The sequence below is a fragment of the Dyadobacter linearis genome, from assembly GCF_907165045.1.
Taxonomy (GTDB): Bacteria; Bacteroidota; Bacteroidia; order Cytophagales; family Spirosomataceae; genus Dyadobacter; species Dyadobacter linearis.
The window spans coordinates 1-18,665 of record NZ_CAJRAU010000011.1; the positions used below are offsets into that span (position 1 = coordinate 1).

18 protein-coding genes are annotated in these 18,665 nt (G+C 41.2%); 11 read left to right on the forward strand and 7 right to left on the reverse strand.

All coding sequences use genetic code 11. The features are described from left to right. Nucleotides 1-328 precede the first annotated feature (328 nt). Complete coding sequence (locus KOD92_RS25195) at nucleotides 329-982, forward strand: phosphoribosylanthranilate isomerase (RefSeq protein ID WP_215236385.1); 654 nt, start codon at nucleotides 329-331, stop codon at nucleotides 980-982. Nucleotides 983-1,434: 452 nt separating this feature from the next. Here the strand turns inward: KOD92_RS25195 and KOD92_RS25200 are convergent, their stop codons facing one another. Continuing rightward, nucleotides 1,435-3,543 carry an ATP-binding protein gene (locus KOD92_RS25200; protein WP_215236386.1) on the reverse strand — a complete coding sequence of 703 codons (2,109 nt, stop codon included), beginning with the start codon at nucleotides 3,541-3,543 and terminating at the stop codon, nucleotides 1,435-1,437. A 471-nt stretch (nucleotides 3,544-4,014) separates the two neighbouring features. Here KOD92_RS25200 and KOD92_RS25205 point away from each other — a divergent pair, with 471 nt between their 5' ends. The 8 genes from KOD92_RS25205 to KOD92_RS25240 all read left to right on the forward strand — a co-directional run bounded on the left by KOD92_RS25205 (nucleotide 4,015) and on the right by KOD92_RS25240 (nucleotide 11,990). Further along, nucleotides 4,015-4,290, forward strand: a complete 276-nt coding sequence (locus KOD92_RS25205) for an ArsR/SmtB family transcription factor (protein WP_215236387.1) — start codon at nucleotides 4,015-4,017, stop codon at nucleotides 4,288-4,290. Between the two features lie 106 nt (nucleotides 4,291-4,396). Then, the gene (locus tag KOD92_RS25210; protein WP_215236388.1) at nucleotides 4,397-5,143 is read left to right on the forward strand and encodes an NADPH-dependent F420 reductase; all 747 of its coding nucleotides are present in this window, start codon (nucleotides 4,397-4,399) and stop codon (nucleotides 5,141-5,143) included. Between the two features lie 13 nt (nucleotides 5,144-5,156). Further along, nucleotides 5,157-6,524 (forward strand): NtaA/DmoA family FMN-dependent monooxygenase, encoded by a 1,368-nt coding sequence (locus tag KOD92_RS25215; protein ID WP_215236389.1) that lies wholly within the window; start codon nucleotides 5,157-5,159, stop codon nucleotides 6,522-6,524. A 29-nt stretch (nucleotides 6,525-6,553) separates the two neighbouring features. Continuing rightward, a complete protein-coding gene (locus tag KOD92_RS25220) occupies nucleotides 6,554-7,234 on the forward strand; it encodes an NADPH-dependent F420 reductase (RefSeq protein WP_215236390.1) in 681 nt (226 codons plus the stop codon). Between the two features lie 962 nt (nucleotides 7,235-8,196). Then, complete coding sequence (locus KOD92_RS25225) at nucleotides 8,197-8,502, forward strand: helix-turn-helix domain-containing protein (protein ID WP_215236391.1); 306 nt, start codon at nucleotides 8,197-8,199, stop codon at nucleotides 8,500-8,502. Beyond that, on the forward strand, nucleotides 8,499-9,725 hold the full coding sequence (locus KOD92_RS25230) for a type II toxin-antitoxin system HipA family toxin (protein WP_215236392.1): 1,227 nt from the start codon (nucleotides 8,499-8,501) through the stop codon (nucleotides 9,723-9,725). Before KOD92_RS25225 ends, KOD92_RS25230 begins: the two co-directional genes overlap by 4 nt. A gap of 965 nt (nucleotides 9,726-10,690) precedes the next feature. Further along, nucleotides 10,691-11,209, forward strand: a complete 519-nt coding sequence (locus tag KOD92_RS25235) for a hypothetical protein (protein ID WP_215236393.1) — start codon at nucleotides 10,691-10,693, stop codon at nucleotides 11,207-11,209. Nucleotides 11,210-11,258: 49 nt separating this feature from the next. After that, the gene (locus KOD92_RS25240) at nucleotides 11,259-11,990 is read left to right on the forward strand and encodes an SHOCT domain-containing protein (RefSeq protein WP_215236394.1); all 732 of its coding nucleotides are present in this window, start codon (nucleotides 11,259-11,261) and stop codon (nucleotides 11,988-11,990) included. An 83-nt stretch (nucleotides 11,991-12,073) separates the two neighbouring features. Here the strand turns inward: KOD92_RS25240 and KOD92_RS25245 are convergent, their stop codons facing one another. Next, the gene (locus KOD92_RS25245; protein WP_215236395.1) at nucleotides 12,074-12,625 is read right to left on the reverse strand and encodes a hypothetical protein; all 552 of its coding nucleotides are present in this window, start codon (nucleotides 12,623-12,625) and stop codon (nucleotides 12,074-12,076) included. Between the two features lie 413 nt (nucleotides 12,626-13,038). On the opposite strand from KOD92_RS25245, the gene KOD92_RS25250 reads away from it, so the two are divergent. Together KOD92_RS25250 and KOD92_RS25255 are read left to right on the forward strand one after the other, a co-directional pair. Continuing rightward, nucleotides 13,039-13,218 (forward strand): hypothetical protein, encoded by a 180-nt coding sequence (locus KOD92_RS25250; protein ID WP_215236396.1) that lies wholly within the window; start codon nucleotides 13,039-13,041, stop codon nucleotides 13,216-13,218. A 429-nt stretch (nucleotides 13,219-13,647) separates the two neighbouring features. After that, a complete protein-coding gene (locus KOD92_RS25255) occupies nucleotides 13,648-14,613 on the forward strand; it encodes a hypothetical protein (RefSeq protein WP_215236397.1) in 966 nt (321 codons plus the stop codon). A 135-nt stretch (nucleotides 14,614-14,748) separates the two neighbouring features. On the opposite strand, the gene KOD92_RS25260 is transcribed toward KOD92_RS25255, so the two are convergent. From KOD92_RS25260 to KOD92_RS25280, 5 genes are all read right to left on the reverse strand, one after another. Beyond that, nucleotides 14,749-15,813: a hypothetical protein gene (locus KOD92_RS25260; RefSeq protein ID WP_215236398.1), complete on the reverse strand. Its 1,065-nt coding sequence runs from the start codon at nucleotides 15,811-15,813 to the stop codon at nucleotides 14,749-14,751. Between the two features lie 38 nt (nucleotides 15,814-15,851). After that, the gene (locus KOD92_RS25265) at nucleotides 15,852-16,238 is read right to left on the reverse strand and encodes a hypothetical protein (RefSeq protein WP_215236399.1); all 387 of its coding nucleotides are present in this window, start codon (nucleotides 16,236-16,238) and stop codon (nucleotides 15,852-15,854) included. 408 nt (nucleotides 16,239-16,646) lie between these two features. Further along, on the reverse strand, nucleotides 16,647-17,651 hold the full coding sequence (locus KOD92_RS25270; RefSeq protein ID WP_215236400.1) for a PDDEXK nuclease domain-containing protein: 1,005 nt from the start codon (nucleotides 17,649-17,651) through the stop codon (nucleotides 16,647-16,649). A 70-nt stretch (nucleotides 17,652-17,721) separates the two neighbouring features. Beyond that, on the reverse strand, nucleotides 17,722-18,264 hold the full coding sequence (locus tag KOD92_RS25275) for an ImmA/IrrE family metallo-endopeptidase (RefSeq protein ID WP_215236401.1): 543 nt from the start codon (nucleotides 18,262-18,264) through the stop codon (nucleotides 17,722-17,724). Nucleotides 18,265-18,277: 13 nt separating this feature from the next. Next, nucleotides 18,278-18,649, reverse strand: coding sequence for a helix-turn-helix domain-containing protein (locus tag KOD92_RS25280; protein ID WP_215236402.1), 372 nt, complete (start codon nucleotides 18,647-18,649; stop codon nucleotides 18,278-18,280). Between the last annotated feature and the right edge of the window lie 16 nt (nucleotides 18,650-18,665).

Below are 18,665 nucleotides of genomic sequence, written 5' to 3' on the forward strand. Positions count from 1 at the left end.
AAATCATTAAGTTTAAATTATCACTCTCGCTCAGTGCCGTTAGCCACTTTTAGGTGGCGTAGTTTGCGCAGGAATTAACGGCGTCTTTTGCCCAGGAACACTGGAGTACTTTCACAGGAATATCTACTTAATTAAGTGCTGGACTACCTATTTTGGAAGTCCAAGCATTATTCTATAACCATATCTAATTTAGCCAATTGTTATTACCTGCTATAAGTTTACTGCTCTTCACGTTTTTGCAACCTGATCCCCCTGCAAACAAGCCAAGTGTGATTCGATATGAGATCTCAGCGCCTGTTATGTAGGTAATTTTGTTTGTATTTATATTATGAAAAGACCAAGAGTAAAGATTTGTTGCATAAGCAGTGTTGACGAAGCAATGCTCGCTATTGAATATGGTGCGGCGGCATTGGGTCTGGTGGGGCATATGCCAAGCGGACCGGGTATAATTAGTGATGAGCTCATCAAACAAATTGCTGAAAAAGTCCCCCCTCCTATTGCAACTTTCCTCTTAACAAGTGAGACAAAGCCGCAAGATATTATTGCTCATTATAAAAAAGCAAACACAACAACTATTCAAATTGTTGACGAGCTGGAAAAACGGGAATATCAAACACTTCGCAAGGAATTGCCAAATGTTAAACTCGTACAGGTCATCCATGTTACGGATGAAAGCGCAATAAAGGAAGCAGTTGAATTATCAACATATGTCGACGCAATTCTGCTCGACAGCGGCAACCCAAACTTAACGGTTAAAGAGTTAGGCGGAACCGGGCGAATCCACAATTGGGAAATAAGCAGACGAATTAGGCAATCAATAAAAATACCTTTATTTCTTGCGGGCGGGATAAACAAAGACAATGTCAGACAAGCTATTGAAGTGGTTCAACCTTTTGGACTTGACCTTTGCAGCAGCGTTCGTACAGATGGGAAACTGGACCCAGAAAAACTCAGAGATTTCTTCAATGCAGTCGAATTATGAAATGTGTTTTGATCAAGAACAGGATGTTATTATCTCCTTTTAGTTCTTCAATTCGGTGGGCATAACTGACATTTGAAAGCCCTTTATCAGCGTTTTAAAAGTTTTGAATTTTTCCATGGAGCGTCATTTCCAACCTTTGTGTCATTGTAAATGCACTTCCCTGCATTAACCAAAAACCAAAACCTCCAAGGCCAACAGAATTTTCCAAGATTTGTTTAAATAACCGATTTTATGAAATGCATTATTTTGTGGAGCCTGGTATGTAAGGCTGAACCTCATGCAGCAGCGGCCCTACAATACTTCTAACCTGATCCGTTTCGCCCTTGAAGCAGGCACATTAATTCCGCTCAAAAAACAATGAGATTATTACAAGACTATTCTGATCTGCACCATTATCGGGCTGATCAGTTGCAAATGTGGTAGATTTTCTAAAATTTGAACGCTTACTAAAACTACTCTGAAAATACAGGTAAATATACACAGAACGTTGATCCTTCGCCAGGACTGCTGATCGCGGTGATAACCCCACCGTGATTGGATGCCACACGCTCACAGATTGCCAGCCCGATCCCTGTCCCTTCAAAATCGTTTTGTGTATGCAGTCTTTGGAAAACCTGAAAAATACGGTCCAGGTATTTCACATCGAAACCGATACCTTCATCCCTGACATTAATCTGATGGAATACTTCAGTATTGCTAGAAAGTTTTAGATCAAATGGTAGGTCTGCTTTATTCCGCCTGAGATATTCGATGTGTATGTGGGGTTTTTCTCCGCGCGGCGTAAATTTAATGGCATTTGAAATCAGGTTTTGAAACAGATGCGCAAGTTGTGCATTATCGCCTTCCAGCACGCCAAGTTGATCAATCTCAATAATGGCTTCACGTTCTTGTATTTCGTGTGCCAGAGTCTCCAATACGTCAGCCATCACTGCATTCAATGAAACCAGTCCATATTTTTGCTGCCGAGAATCAACTAACGCGTATGCTAACAAGTCTTTTACCAATGCGGACATCCTTTGTCCCGACGCATTGATGCGGCCTAATATGTATGCGGATTTCTCATTGACCTCGTTGCCAAGTTCCTTTGTAAGCAGAGAGCTAAAGGATTGTATTTTACGGAGAGGTTCTTGCAGGTCATGACTCGCAATATGAGCAAACTGACGCAGATTGTTGTTTAGCCTGATAAGATCTTCGTTGACGATTGTAAGTTCCTGCGTGCGAAGTTTGACCCTGTCTTCCAGCTCCATTGAAAGCTGTCGGTACTGGCGTTCACTCATCTCTATCTTTTGCCGGCTTATGACCTGCGCTGTTACATCGGTGGCGATCACCAGCACACCTGATATTTTTCCGTTGAGCTGATGCCGTGGCTGATAAGTCAAATCAACATAAGCTGTTTCCAGCTTATGGTTACGTACAAGATCCACGGGAGTTTCCAGGACAGTATAAGGTATGCCCGTCGTGATCACATCTCTAAGAATTAAATCAAAACCTTGTCCCTGAATTTCAGGCAGAGCAATTACAAGGGGTTTACCAACCAATTGATCCGGTGTCCTTCCAACCAGTTGAGCGTAAAACGGGTTAGCCATTGTAAATGTGAGTTCCAATTCGTCGATCAAGGCAATAGCAACCGGTAACTCTTCGAAGGAGGCCAATATTTGTTGCTGGGCGAGATCCACTTTTTGCTGGGTCAGAAACCGGTCAGTTACATCGATGGCTATGTTCATGACCGCATAGAAATTCCCATTTCGGTCACGTATTGGTTGGTAGGTAAAATCAAAATAGTAGGTTCCTAATACGCCGTTAATTTCCAGATTGGCCGGCATATTTTCAGCAGTATATGCCACACCGGTTGTGAGTACATCTTTTAGGATTCCCAGAAAAGGTTGGTCTCTTGTTTCCGGAAGAGCCTCAGTCAGTGACTTTCCAATTACGGACCCATCTTTTCCCCAATAGGACAGCATTAGGTCATTAGCCAGATCAATCTGCATATCTTCACCCCTAAAAAGACTCATTGCAACAGGTGCCTGACTGAGCAGCGACCTAAAATGTGCCTCGCTATCACTCAATTCCCTATTTCGTCTTCTTAGCTTTATTAGGTTTACGACCTGGTCAGCTAATATTTTCAATGCTTTAAGCTGATCCTGGGTTAACACTTTTGGCTGATGATCAATCACACATAATGAACCCAGCGCAAATCCATCTTCATCAATAAGTGGCGTGCCAGCATAAAAAATCACGTGAGGGTTACCCGTTACGAGGGGATTTGATGCAAAGCGGGCATCTAGCCTTGAATCAGTAACGACAAAGGTTTCATTTGGGTCAAGTATTGCGTGGGAGCAAAATGAATATTCACGTGGGGTTTCACGTGTATTAAGTCCATGATTGGATTTAAACCACTGCCTTGTATCATCTACCAGGCTAACCAAGGAAATGGGTGTTTGGCAGATCTGAGCAGCTAAATACGTGATATTGTCGTAGTCTTGCTCTGGCAAGGAATCGAGGATATCGTATTTTCTTAATGCGTTAAGGCGGTTGTATTCACCAGCAGAAGTATTATTCAAGTCCATCAATATAAATCATCACAGTGCATTTTTTAGTATATACGACCTTGTTCAAGGTTCCGATTTCAAAGAGCAAACCTTGAAGTTTGCCACCAAGTTATTGCTACGCTTAAAAAACCGCTCCCAAGAAAGTTAGGGTGTATTTTATTTAATCCTTGTATATCAACGAGTGATAGTGCTGAACTAACGAAGCTAGTACAATCCTCTGAGGTTGATTTGGTTGTAATCTCTGTCACTGTTCCTTCTATCAGCTACGTTAAAGAGTTGAACAGACCTTTTGGGAATTTGCACGAAACATCAGAGAGGGCATTGCATCCACTCAAAATGCCGAATGGATCAAGGAGGATGGAGTAACAGATTCAGGGAAAATGATCCTGGCAGATCAGGTAGATATTATTGGTAGGGAACGATTGTAGCATACACATAGTTAATAATACATTAACGAATGCGCATGTGTTTAAAATTGTAGATATGGATACGAAATCACTTACTAAAATGGCAAAGTCGCTTAGCGACCCGCACCGTCTGCTGCTGCTGAAAGAAATAGCAAAAGGGACAAACAGAGGCTGTGCGGATCTGTTCGAATTTGTGCCGATAAGTCAACCGTCCATGTCGCAGCACTTAAAATCGCTCGCTGAATCCGGCTTGATTGAGTCGAATAAGGAAGGGCGTAATATGCGCCTTGCCATTAATGATGAAAAGTTGGATGAGTTGACGACATTTTTACAGTCCTTGAAAACAGCCTGATAACTTTTTACCCGCTGATCATCTTGACGCGGGATTTATTTTGCCACTATACATAAACGTTTGCTTATATATTGATTCAATTATCTTATCTTAAAATAGTTTTCATATGAAAATAGGAATTATCGGCGTAGGCCATATCGGAAAGACTTTGGCCTTGAAATTGGCCCAGGCAGGACATGATGTAGTTGTGGCTAATTCCAGTGGGCCCGAGAATATTGATCGGGCTGTGCTGGCTACAGGTGCCCAAGCCGTTACGGCTCAACAAGCCGTCCAGAATAAGGAGGTAATTATCTTGTCTGTTCCCTTAAACCGAATTCCGGAGATTGCCCGGCTTTTTAATGCAGTTTCACAAGAAGTGACTGTAATAGATACTTCTAATTATTACCCCGCACGTGATAGCCGCATTGAGCGCATTGAAGCAGGAATGGTTGAAAGTCTTTGGGTTGCAGAGCAACTAGGACGTCCAATTGCCAAAGCATGGAATGCAATCGGCTCCCATTCTTTGGTTGTAAATGGAAAACCTGCCGGAAGCCCGGACCGTATTGCAATTCCCATAGCCGCCGACCGGGATATCGACCGGGAAATTACTACCCGATTAATTAATGACACGGGGTTTGATGCCTTTTATACGGGCTCTCTGGCAGATTCCTGGCGGCAGCAACCGGGGGCTCCTTCCTATTGCACAGATTTAACATTGACCGAAATTCAAGCTGTGATCGATACAGCAGAAAAGCACAGGTTGCCAAAACGCAGAGACCTGGCTGTTGCAGCTATTATGGAACGCGTTGAAAGTCCAACTACCAACCCAGATGCAGAATACGGTGTTCGTCTAAGTCGCGCACTGTACATGTAATATTTATAAAACTATGGATTCTTTAAGAGAAAGAACACATTTGCCCTTCGGCAGCGGCAAGCAGATGCTTATAGGTCTTCACCTCGGGAACGGCTATGGCTCTCAACCCGGAGCGTGGCGTATGCCGGGAGTAGATCCCGAAAGCTACACCAGTTTTGATGTGCGCGTGAAGCAGGCGCAGGCAGCTGAGCGTGGCAAATTTCAGTTTATATTTTTACCAGATGGCCCTGGCGCTGTTATAACAGACATAGAAAGCGAATCGCCTGCCTTCAACCTGGATGTAATGATGACCCTGGCTGCTGTGGCGCGCGAAACCCAGTACATCGGACTGGTTGCGACAGGATCGACCACATTCAATGAGCCTTTTAATCTGGCAAGACAATTCAAAGCGCTGGATGTGATGAGCCATGGCAGAGCGGGCTGGAATGCAATTACCTCAAGCGGCGATGATGTTGCCGCCAATTACGGCAGGAAAATTCCGTCGAGTGAAGATCGTTATGGACGTGCTCACGAGGTAGTCCAACTGATACAGGCACTGTGGGGCAGTTGGGGAAAGGATGCATGGGTGCACAACCAGCAGACAGGCCAGTTTGCCAAGAAAGAGCAGATCCTTCCCATCAGTTTACAGGGCAAGTATGTCGGCTCGCGTGGACCGCTTTACATTCCGCCGTCCGAGCAAGGCCAGCCCATTATTTTTCACGCCGGCGGCAGTCCTAACGCACATGAACTGGCAGGGCGTTTTGCAAATGCGGTTATTGACGCAGCATTTACTATTGAAGATGCACGCGCCCAACGGAATGCATTCAGGGAGGCTGCTAAACGTTACGGACGTAATCCTGATGAGATTAAATACATTCCGGGACTGATGACTACTATTGCCAAAGACAGACGAGCAGCACTCGACCGCCGGATTCAGTTGACAGGCCATTCATTCCGCCAAAGGGCTGGTTATCTGCAACAAATGCTTGGAATACCAATTGATGCAGCCCGGCTTGATGAACCAATTTCAAAAGAACTGTTGCAAGATGCCCGCCCGTCCCGTTATGATCCCCGTGCACCACATGCTTTGAAAATTGCAAAAGAAGGATGGAGTTTGCGTGATATCTTGGCACACGGTGTGATCGATTATCATCCTGTAATTGTTGGTCCGGGAATTGAAGCTGCCGATCATATGCAGGCGTGGTTTGAAGCTGGTGCTGCCGATGGATTCTGGATTTCGCCAGACGTGAACTCAGACGGGATTGATGCTTTTGTGGACGAAGTAGTTCCCATTTTACAAGAGCGCGGGCTTTTTCATAAGGAATACGAAGGCAAAACCCTGCGCCAACATCTGGGCGCGCCGGACCAGTATGGAATTGATCCGCGTGTTTCAAACAAATAAATTAATTAGAAAAACTAAATACAAACATCATGGAAATAGGAATCATAGGATCCGGAAACATTGGAAGCACATTGGCCGGGTATTTAACAGCGCTTGGACATCAGGTCATGATTGCAAACTCGCGCGGACCGAAATCACTTGGCGAGATTGCTGCCAAAACAGGTGCAACTGCTGTGACTACGGAAGCAGCAGCAGGAGCAGAAGACCTTATCATTATTGCTATTCCCAATAAGGCCATTGTCAATCTTCCAAAAGAATTACTTTCTGCGTCGAAAGCCACGATTGTTGATGCCGGGAATTATTACCCTTCACGCGACGGGCAGATCGCCGATATCCAGGGTGGACTGACAGACAGTGAATGGGTGGCGAAGGTAATCGGGCATCCTGTGATCAAGGCATTTAATAACATCGTCGCGCCAAGCCTGGCTTCAAAGGCAATTCCTGCTGGCAGCCCAAACCGCATTGCATTGTCGGTTGCGGGTGATGATCAGCAGCAAAAACAGACGGTTATTGATCTCGTTGACGAAATTGGTTTCGATGCCATTGATGGCGGCACACTTTCAGAATCTTGGAGACAGCAACCAGGTGCGCCAGCGTATTGTCAGGATTTGGATAGAGAATCACTAAAATCTGCTTTGCAAAGGGCCGACATTACTCAGCGCGATGACAACCGGGCAAAGGCTGATGAAATGGCGCGTCCATATTTATAACAATAACCATTTAAGAGTATATAACGCGCGAAATCGTAGCGATAAACTGGTGCGTTTGATAATTTCACTCGTTCAGCATTTGAATAAAGAATCCTATCTAAAACATCTGTCAACTAATCTCAAAAACGCTCGTTTGTCCCGAGCGTTTTTGCCTTCGTTTGTCATTTTTTTGTTAGCTGTTCTTCCACCAAGGACTTCTTCTCCACGGGCTTTACCGCTAGCGTAGGCAGAACAAACAAACTTAAGATTTCTGATTTCAAGATCCTGGTTTTTCTGATACCTAAGTTGATCTCCTTTAACTTACCGTCACAAAATTCCTGTAAACAAAGCACAGAAAATACTGGATAAGTCTCTGTTTTAGAGGCTGTTGTTTGCAGAATTTTGCAGTTTTTTAGCTAAGTTTACTTGCCAATGCAATATGTATTACCAATTCATAATCAATGGTTTAAACACTTGTAGGTACAGAAAGGGTACAAACTGGCAATTTATGAGTAAAAAGTTTCCAGATTGTTGCCTGTCATTTTTGGACTTGCACATATTGAACAAGTACTCTTGAATATGGATGATGCCTTCATACAACATATGTACTCACCTTCAAAAGTAACGATTTTGTGTGTTATGCTTCATTGGTCAACTTTACATAAATCCTGCGGATCAACTACCGAGGTATTCTCGGCAGTTGAAGTTGGGATATAGGGTGAAAAGGGTTACGCATAGGCTATCTGTCGATTTATGATAAAATCCCTTGGTCAAGTAAATGACACACAAAACTTGACATTCGTTTCTCGGTTACCTACGAACCACATTTCCATCAAGGGTATTTGCCTTTGTTTAAAAAACAGGATCTAATACTTATAATTTCAACTTTAAAACCTCCAAGTAAGCCATTCTTCGCTTTCAATTGACTATATTTGTGATACAATAGTATTAATTATTAGGTTATAAGACCGATAGGTACTACAATGATATCACTTATATCGCCATCAAAGGCGCTTCGTAAGCTTGCAAAGAACGTGCGATCTAGGCGTCTAAGTGCGGGCCTTACTCAGGAAGGTTTGGCAGAGCGTTCAGGCGTTGCACTACCAACTCTAAGAAAATTTGAGCAGAAAGGCGTCATCTCTTTAGAGTCATTCCTTAGGCTCCTTTTGGTTGTAGGCGGCATCGAGGAAGTGATTGAGGCTATCAAGCCTGTAAAACCAGCATTTTCTTCTATTGATGAAGTGTTGAAGGAAGAGACTTCAATCCGTAAAAGAGGTCGTCGCAAATGAAACGACTTATCACAGAACTCAAAGTAAGACTGGATTTCGGCAGCGGAATTCTTCCGGTTGGGCGTTTGGCTATTCGCGACCACACAGTTTATTTTGAATATGAAGCCTCATTAATTCAAAGAGGATTGGAGATTTCTCCTTTACGCTTGCCTCTCAAAACAGGCGTTACCGCTTTTGAAACAAGACCTTTCGAAGGATTGGCGGGTGTTTTTAGCGATAGCCTACCCGATGGTTGGGGTCGTTTACTATTTGACCGCCTTGCGCGTTCTCAAAACATATTGCCGTCCGATATTACTCCACTGGATCGTTTGGCACATGTGGGGTTTCACGGAATGGGGGCCTTAGTATATGAACCGGATTATAGTCCGTCTGATATAGAAGATGGCTTTATTGATCTGGATCAACTTGCTCAGCAAGCCAGTGAAGTTCTTGCAGGAAGTTCAGAAGAGATCATTCAGGAGCTACTTTCTTTAAATGGATCATCTGCCGGGGCAAGACCTAAAGCGCTCATCGGGGTTGATGAGACCCGTCAGAATATAACGCATGGTGCAAAGCAACTCGCCGATGGATTTGAGCCTTGGCTAATCAAGTTCCCGAATTCTCAGGACGGACTTGATTCCGGCGCAATTGAATACGTTTATGCTTTGATGGCAAAAGAGGCAGGCGTTGTCATGTCAGAAGCTCATTTATTTGCAGCTAGTAAAGGATGCGGATATTTTGCGGCAAAACGCTTTGACCGGGATGGTACAAAACGATACCACATGCATACGGTAAGCGGGTTATTGCATAGTGATTTCCGGACACCATCATTAGATTATGAAGATTTACTGACGCTGACTGGTCAGCTTACGAAAGACATCCGTGAGGTTGAGAAAATGTACAGACTGGCTGTATTCAATGTCCTGGCCCATAACCGTGATGACCATGCCAAGAACTTCAGTTTTCTGATGGATAGTAAAGGGGAATGGAAGTTATCGCCAGCTTATGATCTGACGTTTTCTAATGGCCCTGGGGGAGAACAAAGCACAATGGTAATGGGAGAGGGAAGGAATCCCAGCGACAAGCAGCTTATAAAGTTGGGGCTTGAAGCGGGTTTGTCCAAAGTTCTTGTAAATGAAATTATTGCACAAACAAAGGCTGCCTTGGGGCAGTGGAAGACCTTGGCAAAAGAATACAGTATAAGTCAGGCAAATATAGATTTGATAAATAAAAGGCTGGCGTGAAATGGATGGGGTATCCATTTCATGCCGATATTAATGTACTCACGTTTGAGAAGCCCATACTATTCCATTTCAATTCGCTATAACAGGCTATCTAAATAGTCAGCATAATGTTTATTTCCAATTCTGCAACGGCCGTTGCAGAATTGGAAATAGTTAACCCTTTTGCCATAAGTGCCCTCGCATGCTGCTGAAATACGTTGTCGGAAATACTACATCAAAGATCCAGATCTGCTGCTAAACTAATGTTGGGAACTTACCCCTCTGCTATGCTTCTCCCATCTAGTTCAACGGTTATGTCCGAGCCGAATGTGTTTAAGTTGACATAACACCTGTTATACAACAAAATATTATTTGGTTTGACCCTTATATACTACCCTTTGAATTCAACAGATTCTGCAGCTCCCTCTTTGCTTGCCAACACAGTTTCGTAGCGATTGGCAAAATTCTGATCGTTTATTCGCAGATAATGTCGTTTCTACCAATAAATCACTCTTATTGGGTTAAATTAAAAGATTGAACGAAAAGTACCGCGGGTCCGGTAGAGCTTTTTTTCTAGTGAGACGTTTGCTACGTGTAAACCTCACCGCCATCTTTGAATATTGAAGAGTTCAAAATTTACCTTTTCTCAAACATGCTCTCCGGAACCGGCTGTCATAAAGCATAGGCGATTTGCTTTCAACTATATGGATGCTCATATTTGCTCCATATATAGCTTTCAAAAGCCTGGCGGTCATTTAATGTACAATCTTTTAGCCTAACCCAACTAGGAAGATGCTATTGCATTTGGTTCTGGATACACCAATCACGACTTTAATGGGATATTTAATGGATATAGTTATTTGGCTTTTGTAATTTACGGGATAATTGGTATAGCTATTATTATTCTGCCGAAACTTTGGGATTGAAAGAGCGCCATTTTAGTGGATTTAAATGTCTCATAGATAGTTAATTTGACACAAATAACAATGAATTTCAACCTAACTCAGGAACAAAAAGAAGCAGCTGAGCTTGCCCGTGCTTTTAGAGATCAGTTGCCAAATGGCATTGACAATAAGGTAACAAACGAAATTTATTCAAAGCTCTACTTTGTACGATATCAATACATGGCAGTTATCTTAGATGCTTTGTCATACGGACAAACTTTAAGCTTAAAGAGACTTAATGAAGCAATCTATAATAATTTGCCAAAAGAAATTGTGAAGAAAACACCAGAAGCAATGTCAAGGCTGATCTTTATCAAAATGCAGGCTGTTGGCTATATCACCATAAACGAAACGGAGAAGAATTATTTTGAATTTAGCATCACTGACATTGGATTGGAAGTTGCCAGGAACATGAATATCCACAATATGGCAGCGACAACATTTTTTAGCTATCAAACGCAAAAATCAAATAAACTAGCCTTAGTACTTGCTGTATCATCTGTCGTAATTGCCATTATATCAGCAATATTAGCTTATAAGGCTCTTGTGACTAATCCCTGATATTTGAGAATTATAAATAAACTCACCTCGAACTCAATAGTATAACATTATGGAATGGATATTTTTCGGCGCGCTTTTTATCGTGTTAATTGTATTAGCAGTAAGACATGAGGCAAATAAGGTATCTGAAAGGACAAATATCGTACAGTCAAAACTAGCAAGTATTGAAAATTTCAGTTGTTCGAAGCAAATAAACGGGATTAAAAACTTCTATATATTTGCTGTTGATGACATTAATAAAAAGATATCATTAGTTACAGAGATAAATAATTATATTATTGAGTATTCTGATATTATCGCTGTCGAAATATTACAAGATGGTAACATTGTCCAACAAAAATCTACTACTAGGACAATAGGAGGTGCAGTTGTTGGGGGATTATTAGCAGGTGGAGTAGGTGCAGTTGTTGGAGGATTATCCGGCAGTTCTACGCATAAAAGTAAAGTATCTAGCCTATACGTTAAAATATTATTGAGAAATGTCGGAGTGACATCTCTTCTTGTAAAATGCTTTGATGCTTTACCTATGACTGCTAAGAAGGAAGTTGAAATTACAGACGATATATATAAAATTGGAAAAAATCATGCTGATAGTATTAAAGATCTAGTAAGTATATTTATTGATCAAATTGATCAAAGTAGCAAATTAATTAATACATCTAATAATAACTTAACAATTTCAATTTCAGATGAATTAATGAAACTTAGTATTTTGAAAGACAAAGGCGTATTGACAGAAAGTGAGTTTTTAGCTGAAAAAAGTAAGATACTTAACAGGTAAAATTATAATGACAGTGTTTCTATGATTGTCAATACAGCCCTACAAAGTGATTTACCAAATTAATATAATCACCTTCGTCTATTTCAAAATCCTTCTTTTTTTGTTTCCTGAGAAGTTGGTTGATTTATTTTTTCTGACTTTTTATTAGGTGTTGCAACTATTGGTTTTATATTATCTTTTTTTGCTTGCTCTTTAGCTCGTTTTGCGTCGTAATATTTTTCCATTTGAGTTTGCGGTTTTTGCCTGACATTATTTTGAGGAGCGGGCCCGCCATCTGTGTATTTAATGCCTTTAAAAATACCATTAGATGAACCACCAATATCTAATGCGCCATTTCCGTCTGTTCTTCCTGCTGCCATTAGTAACAAAGCGTCTGCCCCTGCTTCACAAGCCAAAGGTCGAGCTAGATCAATAACGTGATTTAACCTTTTGCGTTCAAAAGCGGCTTTGCCTGTTTTAGTATCTATAATACAAATGGTTTCGTATTGGCGTTTGATATCATCTTTGTCTATATAAATATCCACATTGCAGCCTTTTGGCCTTTCAGGGTAATTCTTTGTTATTGTTAAGGAAGCATTTTTAACACAGGATGTTAAAATGGTGCAAAAACAAAATACAGTAATAAATTTTTTCATGATGTTTTTTGTTAGAAGACAATAAAATTAATAATATTTTCAATGGAAACGACTGATTATTACGTAGTGCAAATGTATGTTCCTGGTGAAGACGATTGGGTTACGCTGTCCTCTTATTATCGTGGGAGGGGAATAATTGCTTTTCGTTCAAGTGAGAGACTTAACCTGCAGCAAGCCACAATACGTCAGGAACAGCTTTCAAGAGAGCATAAATCTTTTACTTTTAGAATATCCGGCCAATCCGAATAATATTTGGTGCTGCCTGTCAAAATTTGACCTGGTGCGGCCATCTCCGGAGCAGATTTCGGACTTTATCTTCCTTTCTGCCTGCCATGTCTTCAATGCTAGTGGAATAATATTTTGTTTGACGGTCTTCCTGTGGGTATGGAATCATTGTATAACAGACCCAATGCATGGAGACTGGCCAATGTAAGAAACCGGCAGATCGGGAAGCGTTATTAAAAAACATACTGTCCACATCTACCCACAGCTGGGGACATATCAATATGCTCGGAGAATATGATTTTTCAGAAAAAGTAGATTTTCAAGCCTTCAATCGCGATGAAATCTTCAAAGATGGCGCTGAGATTTGATTACAGGTGATATATGCTCCACGAACTTTGCTACGCGAAACCCGCGGTACTTTTGGTTCTAACTTTTAATTTAACCCTCTTATTATGACGCAGGATGATTCCAATAGTTTTTTGATATGCGGTTCATCGGATGCTTACGGCAGAATGTTACTTTCAATGGGTGATCAGAAAGGAGAACGGCGTAGGGCCGGATCTGATCCTTATAGCCCCAATAACGCATTACACAATCTCGCTGTTTCCACTTATCCTGTCTGGTCATGCGACGCTTTGAATCCAGGATTACTGGAATGAATAAGGATAATGCCAATACTACGGAAGACCTTTGCTGTTGTTGCCATCAGACTAACAGATGTTTTACCCCTTTTCATAAATGATATCTTCCGCGAAGAAGTGCTATTTTTAAGTTTATAAATCCTTTTCAATTGCATCATGGATGATAATGGTATCGTAAAAAGGATCGAAGAAGATCTAGGTAAATTATTAAATATAAAGGTCGCTGGCCGTATTTTCCCCCTGGAGGACATAACAGTCTTCGTAGTAAAAATTGATGCTCCACCTTACATTTGTATAATAGATCACTTTGACTTTTCCATTGTAAAGGAAGCAATCTTAAATGAGGCCGAGTGGTCGTCATTACTGCAGTGGCTTCATAAAATTATCCTAGACAGGTCTTTTGGGCTTATACTCGATGATCTGAAAAAGATAACAGGGGCAGCGAAGTTCTATGAAACGAACTGTCTGAAATACTTTAAACCACCAGCGGATTACAAGACAGCCAATATGGATATTGATGTTTTAGATGCAATCGGGGTGCAGACATTTGTATATCGATTAGGAGGGCAATGCATAACTATTCAAGAGCTGGCCGCCCTGGGCATCGATAGATTTATGACTCTAGAATCGTCAATTGGCATACTGTTACGCAGCTGCGTTCTGGATTGTCTCTATATCATGGCCTGGTGTAATGACGACAAACTAATTAGCGCAATTGCGTCTGAATCATTTCTCAGACCACAGGGCAAAGATGTACCGGATCAAGTGAAGAACCATTTTCAGGATGTTGCCAAGTTTTTTAACCCAGATAATTTAGATGCCATAGACGCTATGAGGATAAAGAATATCCTTAAAACACTTGAAGGTAAACCTAACATCCAGTGGTATGAAAACTTATATAGCTTTTATTCTAAGTATGACCATTTCAGTCTGATACCGCATATCGTCTATAAGTCTCCTGTGGAGAAAATGGAAATGATTCTCATGGCCACTCATATGATCAAATACTCACTTTGCGCCCTTCTGACAATGAGAAACAATAATCATTCGGATAAATTTCAAGAAATACTGGGTGTAAAAAATGTATCCGAAGATGGTAAGAATTTCAGCTTTGTCTATTAATTATTAGCGAGTTTCGACAGCCCATCACTTACCATCCTTTGGAGCTGGAAGAAGTTTCCGGTTTACCGTATCTGGTGCCAACAGCATGTTCACCTGCAATCGCCTACCGGGTTAGTGAGTGGGCATAATTCATCATCAGAGGTTAAAGGTAACATCCACTACTCCGTCCCCGTTATAAGGAAAGAGAGGAATAAGTTTGAAATCCTTTACCTCAAAATCATGATCCACCAATCCTGCAAACTGGTTACCAAAATCTTCAAAACATTCTGGTGCACACCATAGGTGACTGGGCAATCGACTAGCCACTATTGTTGGTATCAATTCCATTGGAACATTAATACCTTCGATTTCAAGTGACATCATTGGTAAGTGCGCCACTAATCGTAGGTGGTGTGCCATGATTACTGTTGTACCATCTTCCTTTTGCTTATACCGGTACTCCATGCCACTAATTTTTATTGAGAATGAGTTGTTATCCAACATTTTATAACTTGATTTATGCAAATGTGCAAAAATGAGTATCGTTATATTATCAAGTTGGCCACGAAGTGCTTGTTCATTAAATAGGATGCCGTTTAATTTTAGAACACTCACAAGAGAGTCAAGCAAGGCCTCTGGCAATACTGCTGATGGATCATTCTGACTATGAAGAAATTCATATAGAATATTTAACTCCGGTATCATTTCATTTTTTTGGACACGCTCCTTTATCTTCTCCGTTAGCTGGCATAAATCTGTTCCTTCGATTAAAACAATTTCCTTGTTTACAATATTTTCGAAGTTGTTTCGCTTCAAGTTATATTTTGCTAGAAAGGCGGGATCAATTTTATGGACTATATACTTTGCCATCCCTTTTACGTAGGATGGGAAGGGACTGGTTAAGTCCAGAATTTTTTCACCTAAGATATACTCATGTTGAAACTGTGCTTTTAGTAAAAAGAATTCAATCGCCTCTTTGATAATTCCTCGGTCACGTCCTGGATGTGCAACGAAATCAGCATATTCTCTAAATATTAGATCTTTATCTGAATATTCACGAAGATCCATAAAGACGACCTTCACGTCAGTGAGTGAAAAATTGCCTGAGCAAATCTTTGCTACCAGATCTTCGATTTGTTTTTGCTGAGCTCTTAGTAACGCCATCGTATAAGTTAAATGCCCCAAAGGTGTGGCCTTTATGGTGAAAATGATTGATAACATTATGAATGTTAATGACTTTTGAGGAAGGTGTCATAAGATCAATTCCATATTTTCGGAAAATAAACGATGGCTAGACCGATTATTCCATAGACTAAAAATTCCAGATAATCGAAGCCGTTAAAAATTCCATTGAATTCACTTGGGATATCATTTCTTATATTTCCGTCAGCATCAGCAAGTGGACCATTTTTTCTCCAAGGATATTCAACGTAATCCCTATTGTCCCACCACCGACTATCCCTAAATTCTGTACTAAATGGCCAGAATCCACTACCTTGATTTGTTAGCAGATGTATGCGTGGTTTTCCATTGTTAAAATCTTCCGATTGTACTTCACCTTCTATGGGTGCGACATTACACAAAAGAGCAAATAAACAGATTGTGAACCAGACGATTAAAAATTGCTTGTTTTTCTGATTAAGCATCTTGAAAAGGATATACGTTATTTCCAAATTTAGAAAAAAGACGGTTTAGACGCAACCACTGTACAGGCAGCAGGAGACCAGCAGAGCAGGCCAACCGCCAAACCCGCTGGAGTTGCCCTAGTATAGATTGACATTTTTTGTAATTGAATGGATTACGGCATTTTATGTGAAGTGTTTGATAAGCCAAATACCCGTTTGGTCAATTGGGTTTTACGTAACTTATCATCAGGCAGAATAACCTAACATTCTAATTTGACCGACAAGCTTAAAACTTGCCGATAGGTTCAATCTCATCACCGCAATAGTGTTCAATGGAGCCGTTATCGGTGATGTGTACGTTGCTGGCTGAATAAGTAATTGAATATGAATCCTTGAAGCATTAGCAAGAAAAATGAGTGTATTTTGGCGCTATTCATCTTTCTGTAATTTTTCAATCTCCTTTTTCATCTCATCAATTAATTGTTTCTCACTCGGTAGATACAGTTTGTACTCACTGGCAATAATTGTTTTATTATTTTCCGGTAATGAGATCTTGACCACTGCATTGTTCTTGTCTGCACAGAGAAGTATTCCGATGGTTGGGTTCTCAAAATCTCTCTTTTCATAACGGTCATAGTAGTTCACATACATTTGGAGCTGACCTATGTCCTGATGGCTAAGCTTTGTCGTTTTGATTTCGATGATCACAAAACACTGTAAGAGCCTATTATAGAAAACCAGATCGACGAAAAATTCATCTCCTTCAATATGAAGTCTTTTTTGCCTAGCGACGAAAGCAAAGCCATTGCCCAACTCTAATAAAAAGTCATGAAGATGAGTGATGATAGCTTGTTCTAAATCCTTCTCGTAATAAGAGGATTCTCTTTTCAGGCCCAAAAACTCTAGGTACATTGGATCTTTGATAATCTCTTTCGCGTCAGATGGGTTTTGTTCGCTTCGGGCAACAGCCAGAACACTTTTACGGTCATTACTTAATAGCAGGCGCTCCCATAAGCTACTGTTGATTTGCCTTTCGAGCTGACGAACCGTCCAATTATTTTTGACTGTTTCCGCAATGTAAAAATCTCTTTTATCCTGCGAGTCTAATCGTATTAGCAACTTATATTGACTCCAACTCAATTGCGAATACAGTGTATTCGCAATTGGGAACTGACGATAAAACTGCCTAAAAAGCTCAATTTGTCGTTTAGAAAATCCACTGCCAAATTCCGGTTCTAGTTGTTCAGCAATAAGTTGCGTTAGGTAAAGACCGTATTCTGCTCTGTCCTTCCCCACTTGCTCTTCTTCGAATATTCGTTGCCCAACACGCCAGTACATCAAAGTGCGCTCATGATCGACCGCACGAATGGCTGCTTCTTTGGATGATTGGATGATTGCCTTAATATCGGCGATTAGGGATTGCTCAATTTCCATCTTGTTGTTGTCTGCGCACTTAGTACAGATAATTAAATATTAGAATTCGGGACATATAATCAGTGAGATACTAGACCCTGATCCCGAATTGTCTGGCAACACCTGATATACGTAGTCTGTAAGATACCATCTCAGTGGTCGCATTATAGTATTCAGCCATTTGCTCAACAGACATATTCTTTTTAATCGCCCAGACAAGCCCCTTTCTAGTGATTTGCAATGATGCTCCCAAATACCCCGCTTCAGATTCGTGCAACGGATCGTAAGAGCGAAGAAAGGGTAATTCAGCAAGGATGGCATCACTTCTGAAAGTGTGCCCCCGTATTACATGGGCCAGCTCGTGCATTATTGTACTTTGTTGCCTGCCAAACGGCTCACCGGAATTGTAAATGATAATCTTTTCACCAAAAGAATTGACCAGGTACAAGCCAGACCACCCGGTCAGGCCCACCAGCACATTTGGATCAAAACCATAATCACTGGCCGTGCAAACACTAACACCCAGGTGATTGGCCAGTTTAAATCCACACAGATGCCCACATGGATGGATACTTAGTTCTTTCCGAAAATTCTCTGCCAGATTTTCCGCTACGGTCGAATAACCCCTGGGCAAGATGGTGGTTTTCTTAGTTTTCACTTGCTGTAACCGGACGGGGGGATTTAGATGAAAAAGCTAAATTGACCAGTTGCACCAGCATTTGAACTGTATCCGAGGTAAGCTCCCTGTCAGCACGTAAATGTGCAATGATTGTCTGCTCAGTAGATGGGGGCCGAGCGCCATCCGACTCGGTCTGTATTACAAAAGTGTCAGTAGGCACTTGTAACCATTTACAAATTTTTATGAAGGTATCTACATCAGGCACCTTACCCTGTTCTATACGAGATAGTGTAGCAACACTAACATCGCCAATAGCCTCCGAGACGCTTCTTAGGCCACTTTTGCCCCGCTTGTCTTTTAACATGCTAGCAAGTAAATCTGTATTTAACGTCGTGCTCATAAGTAAAATTTTGTAT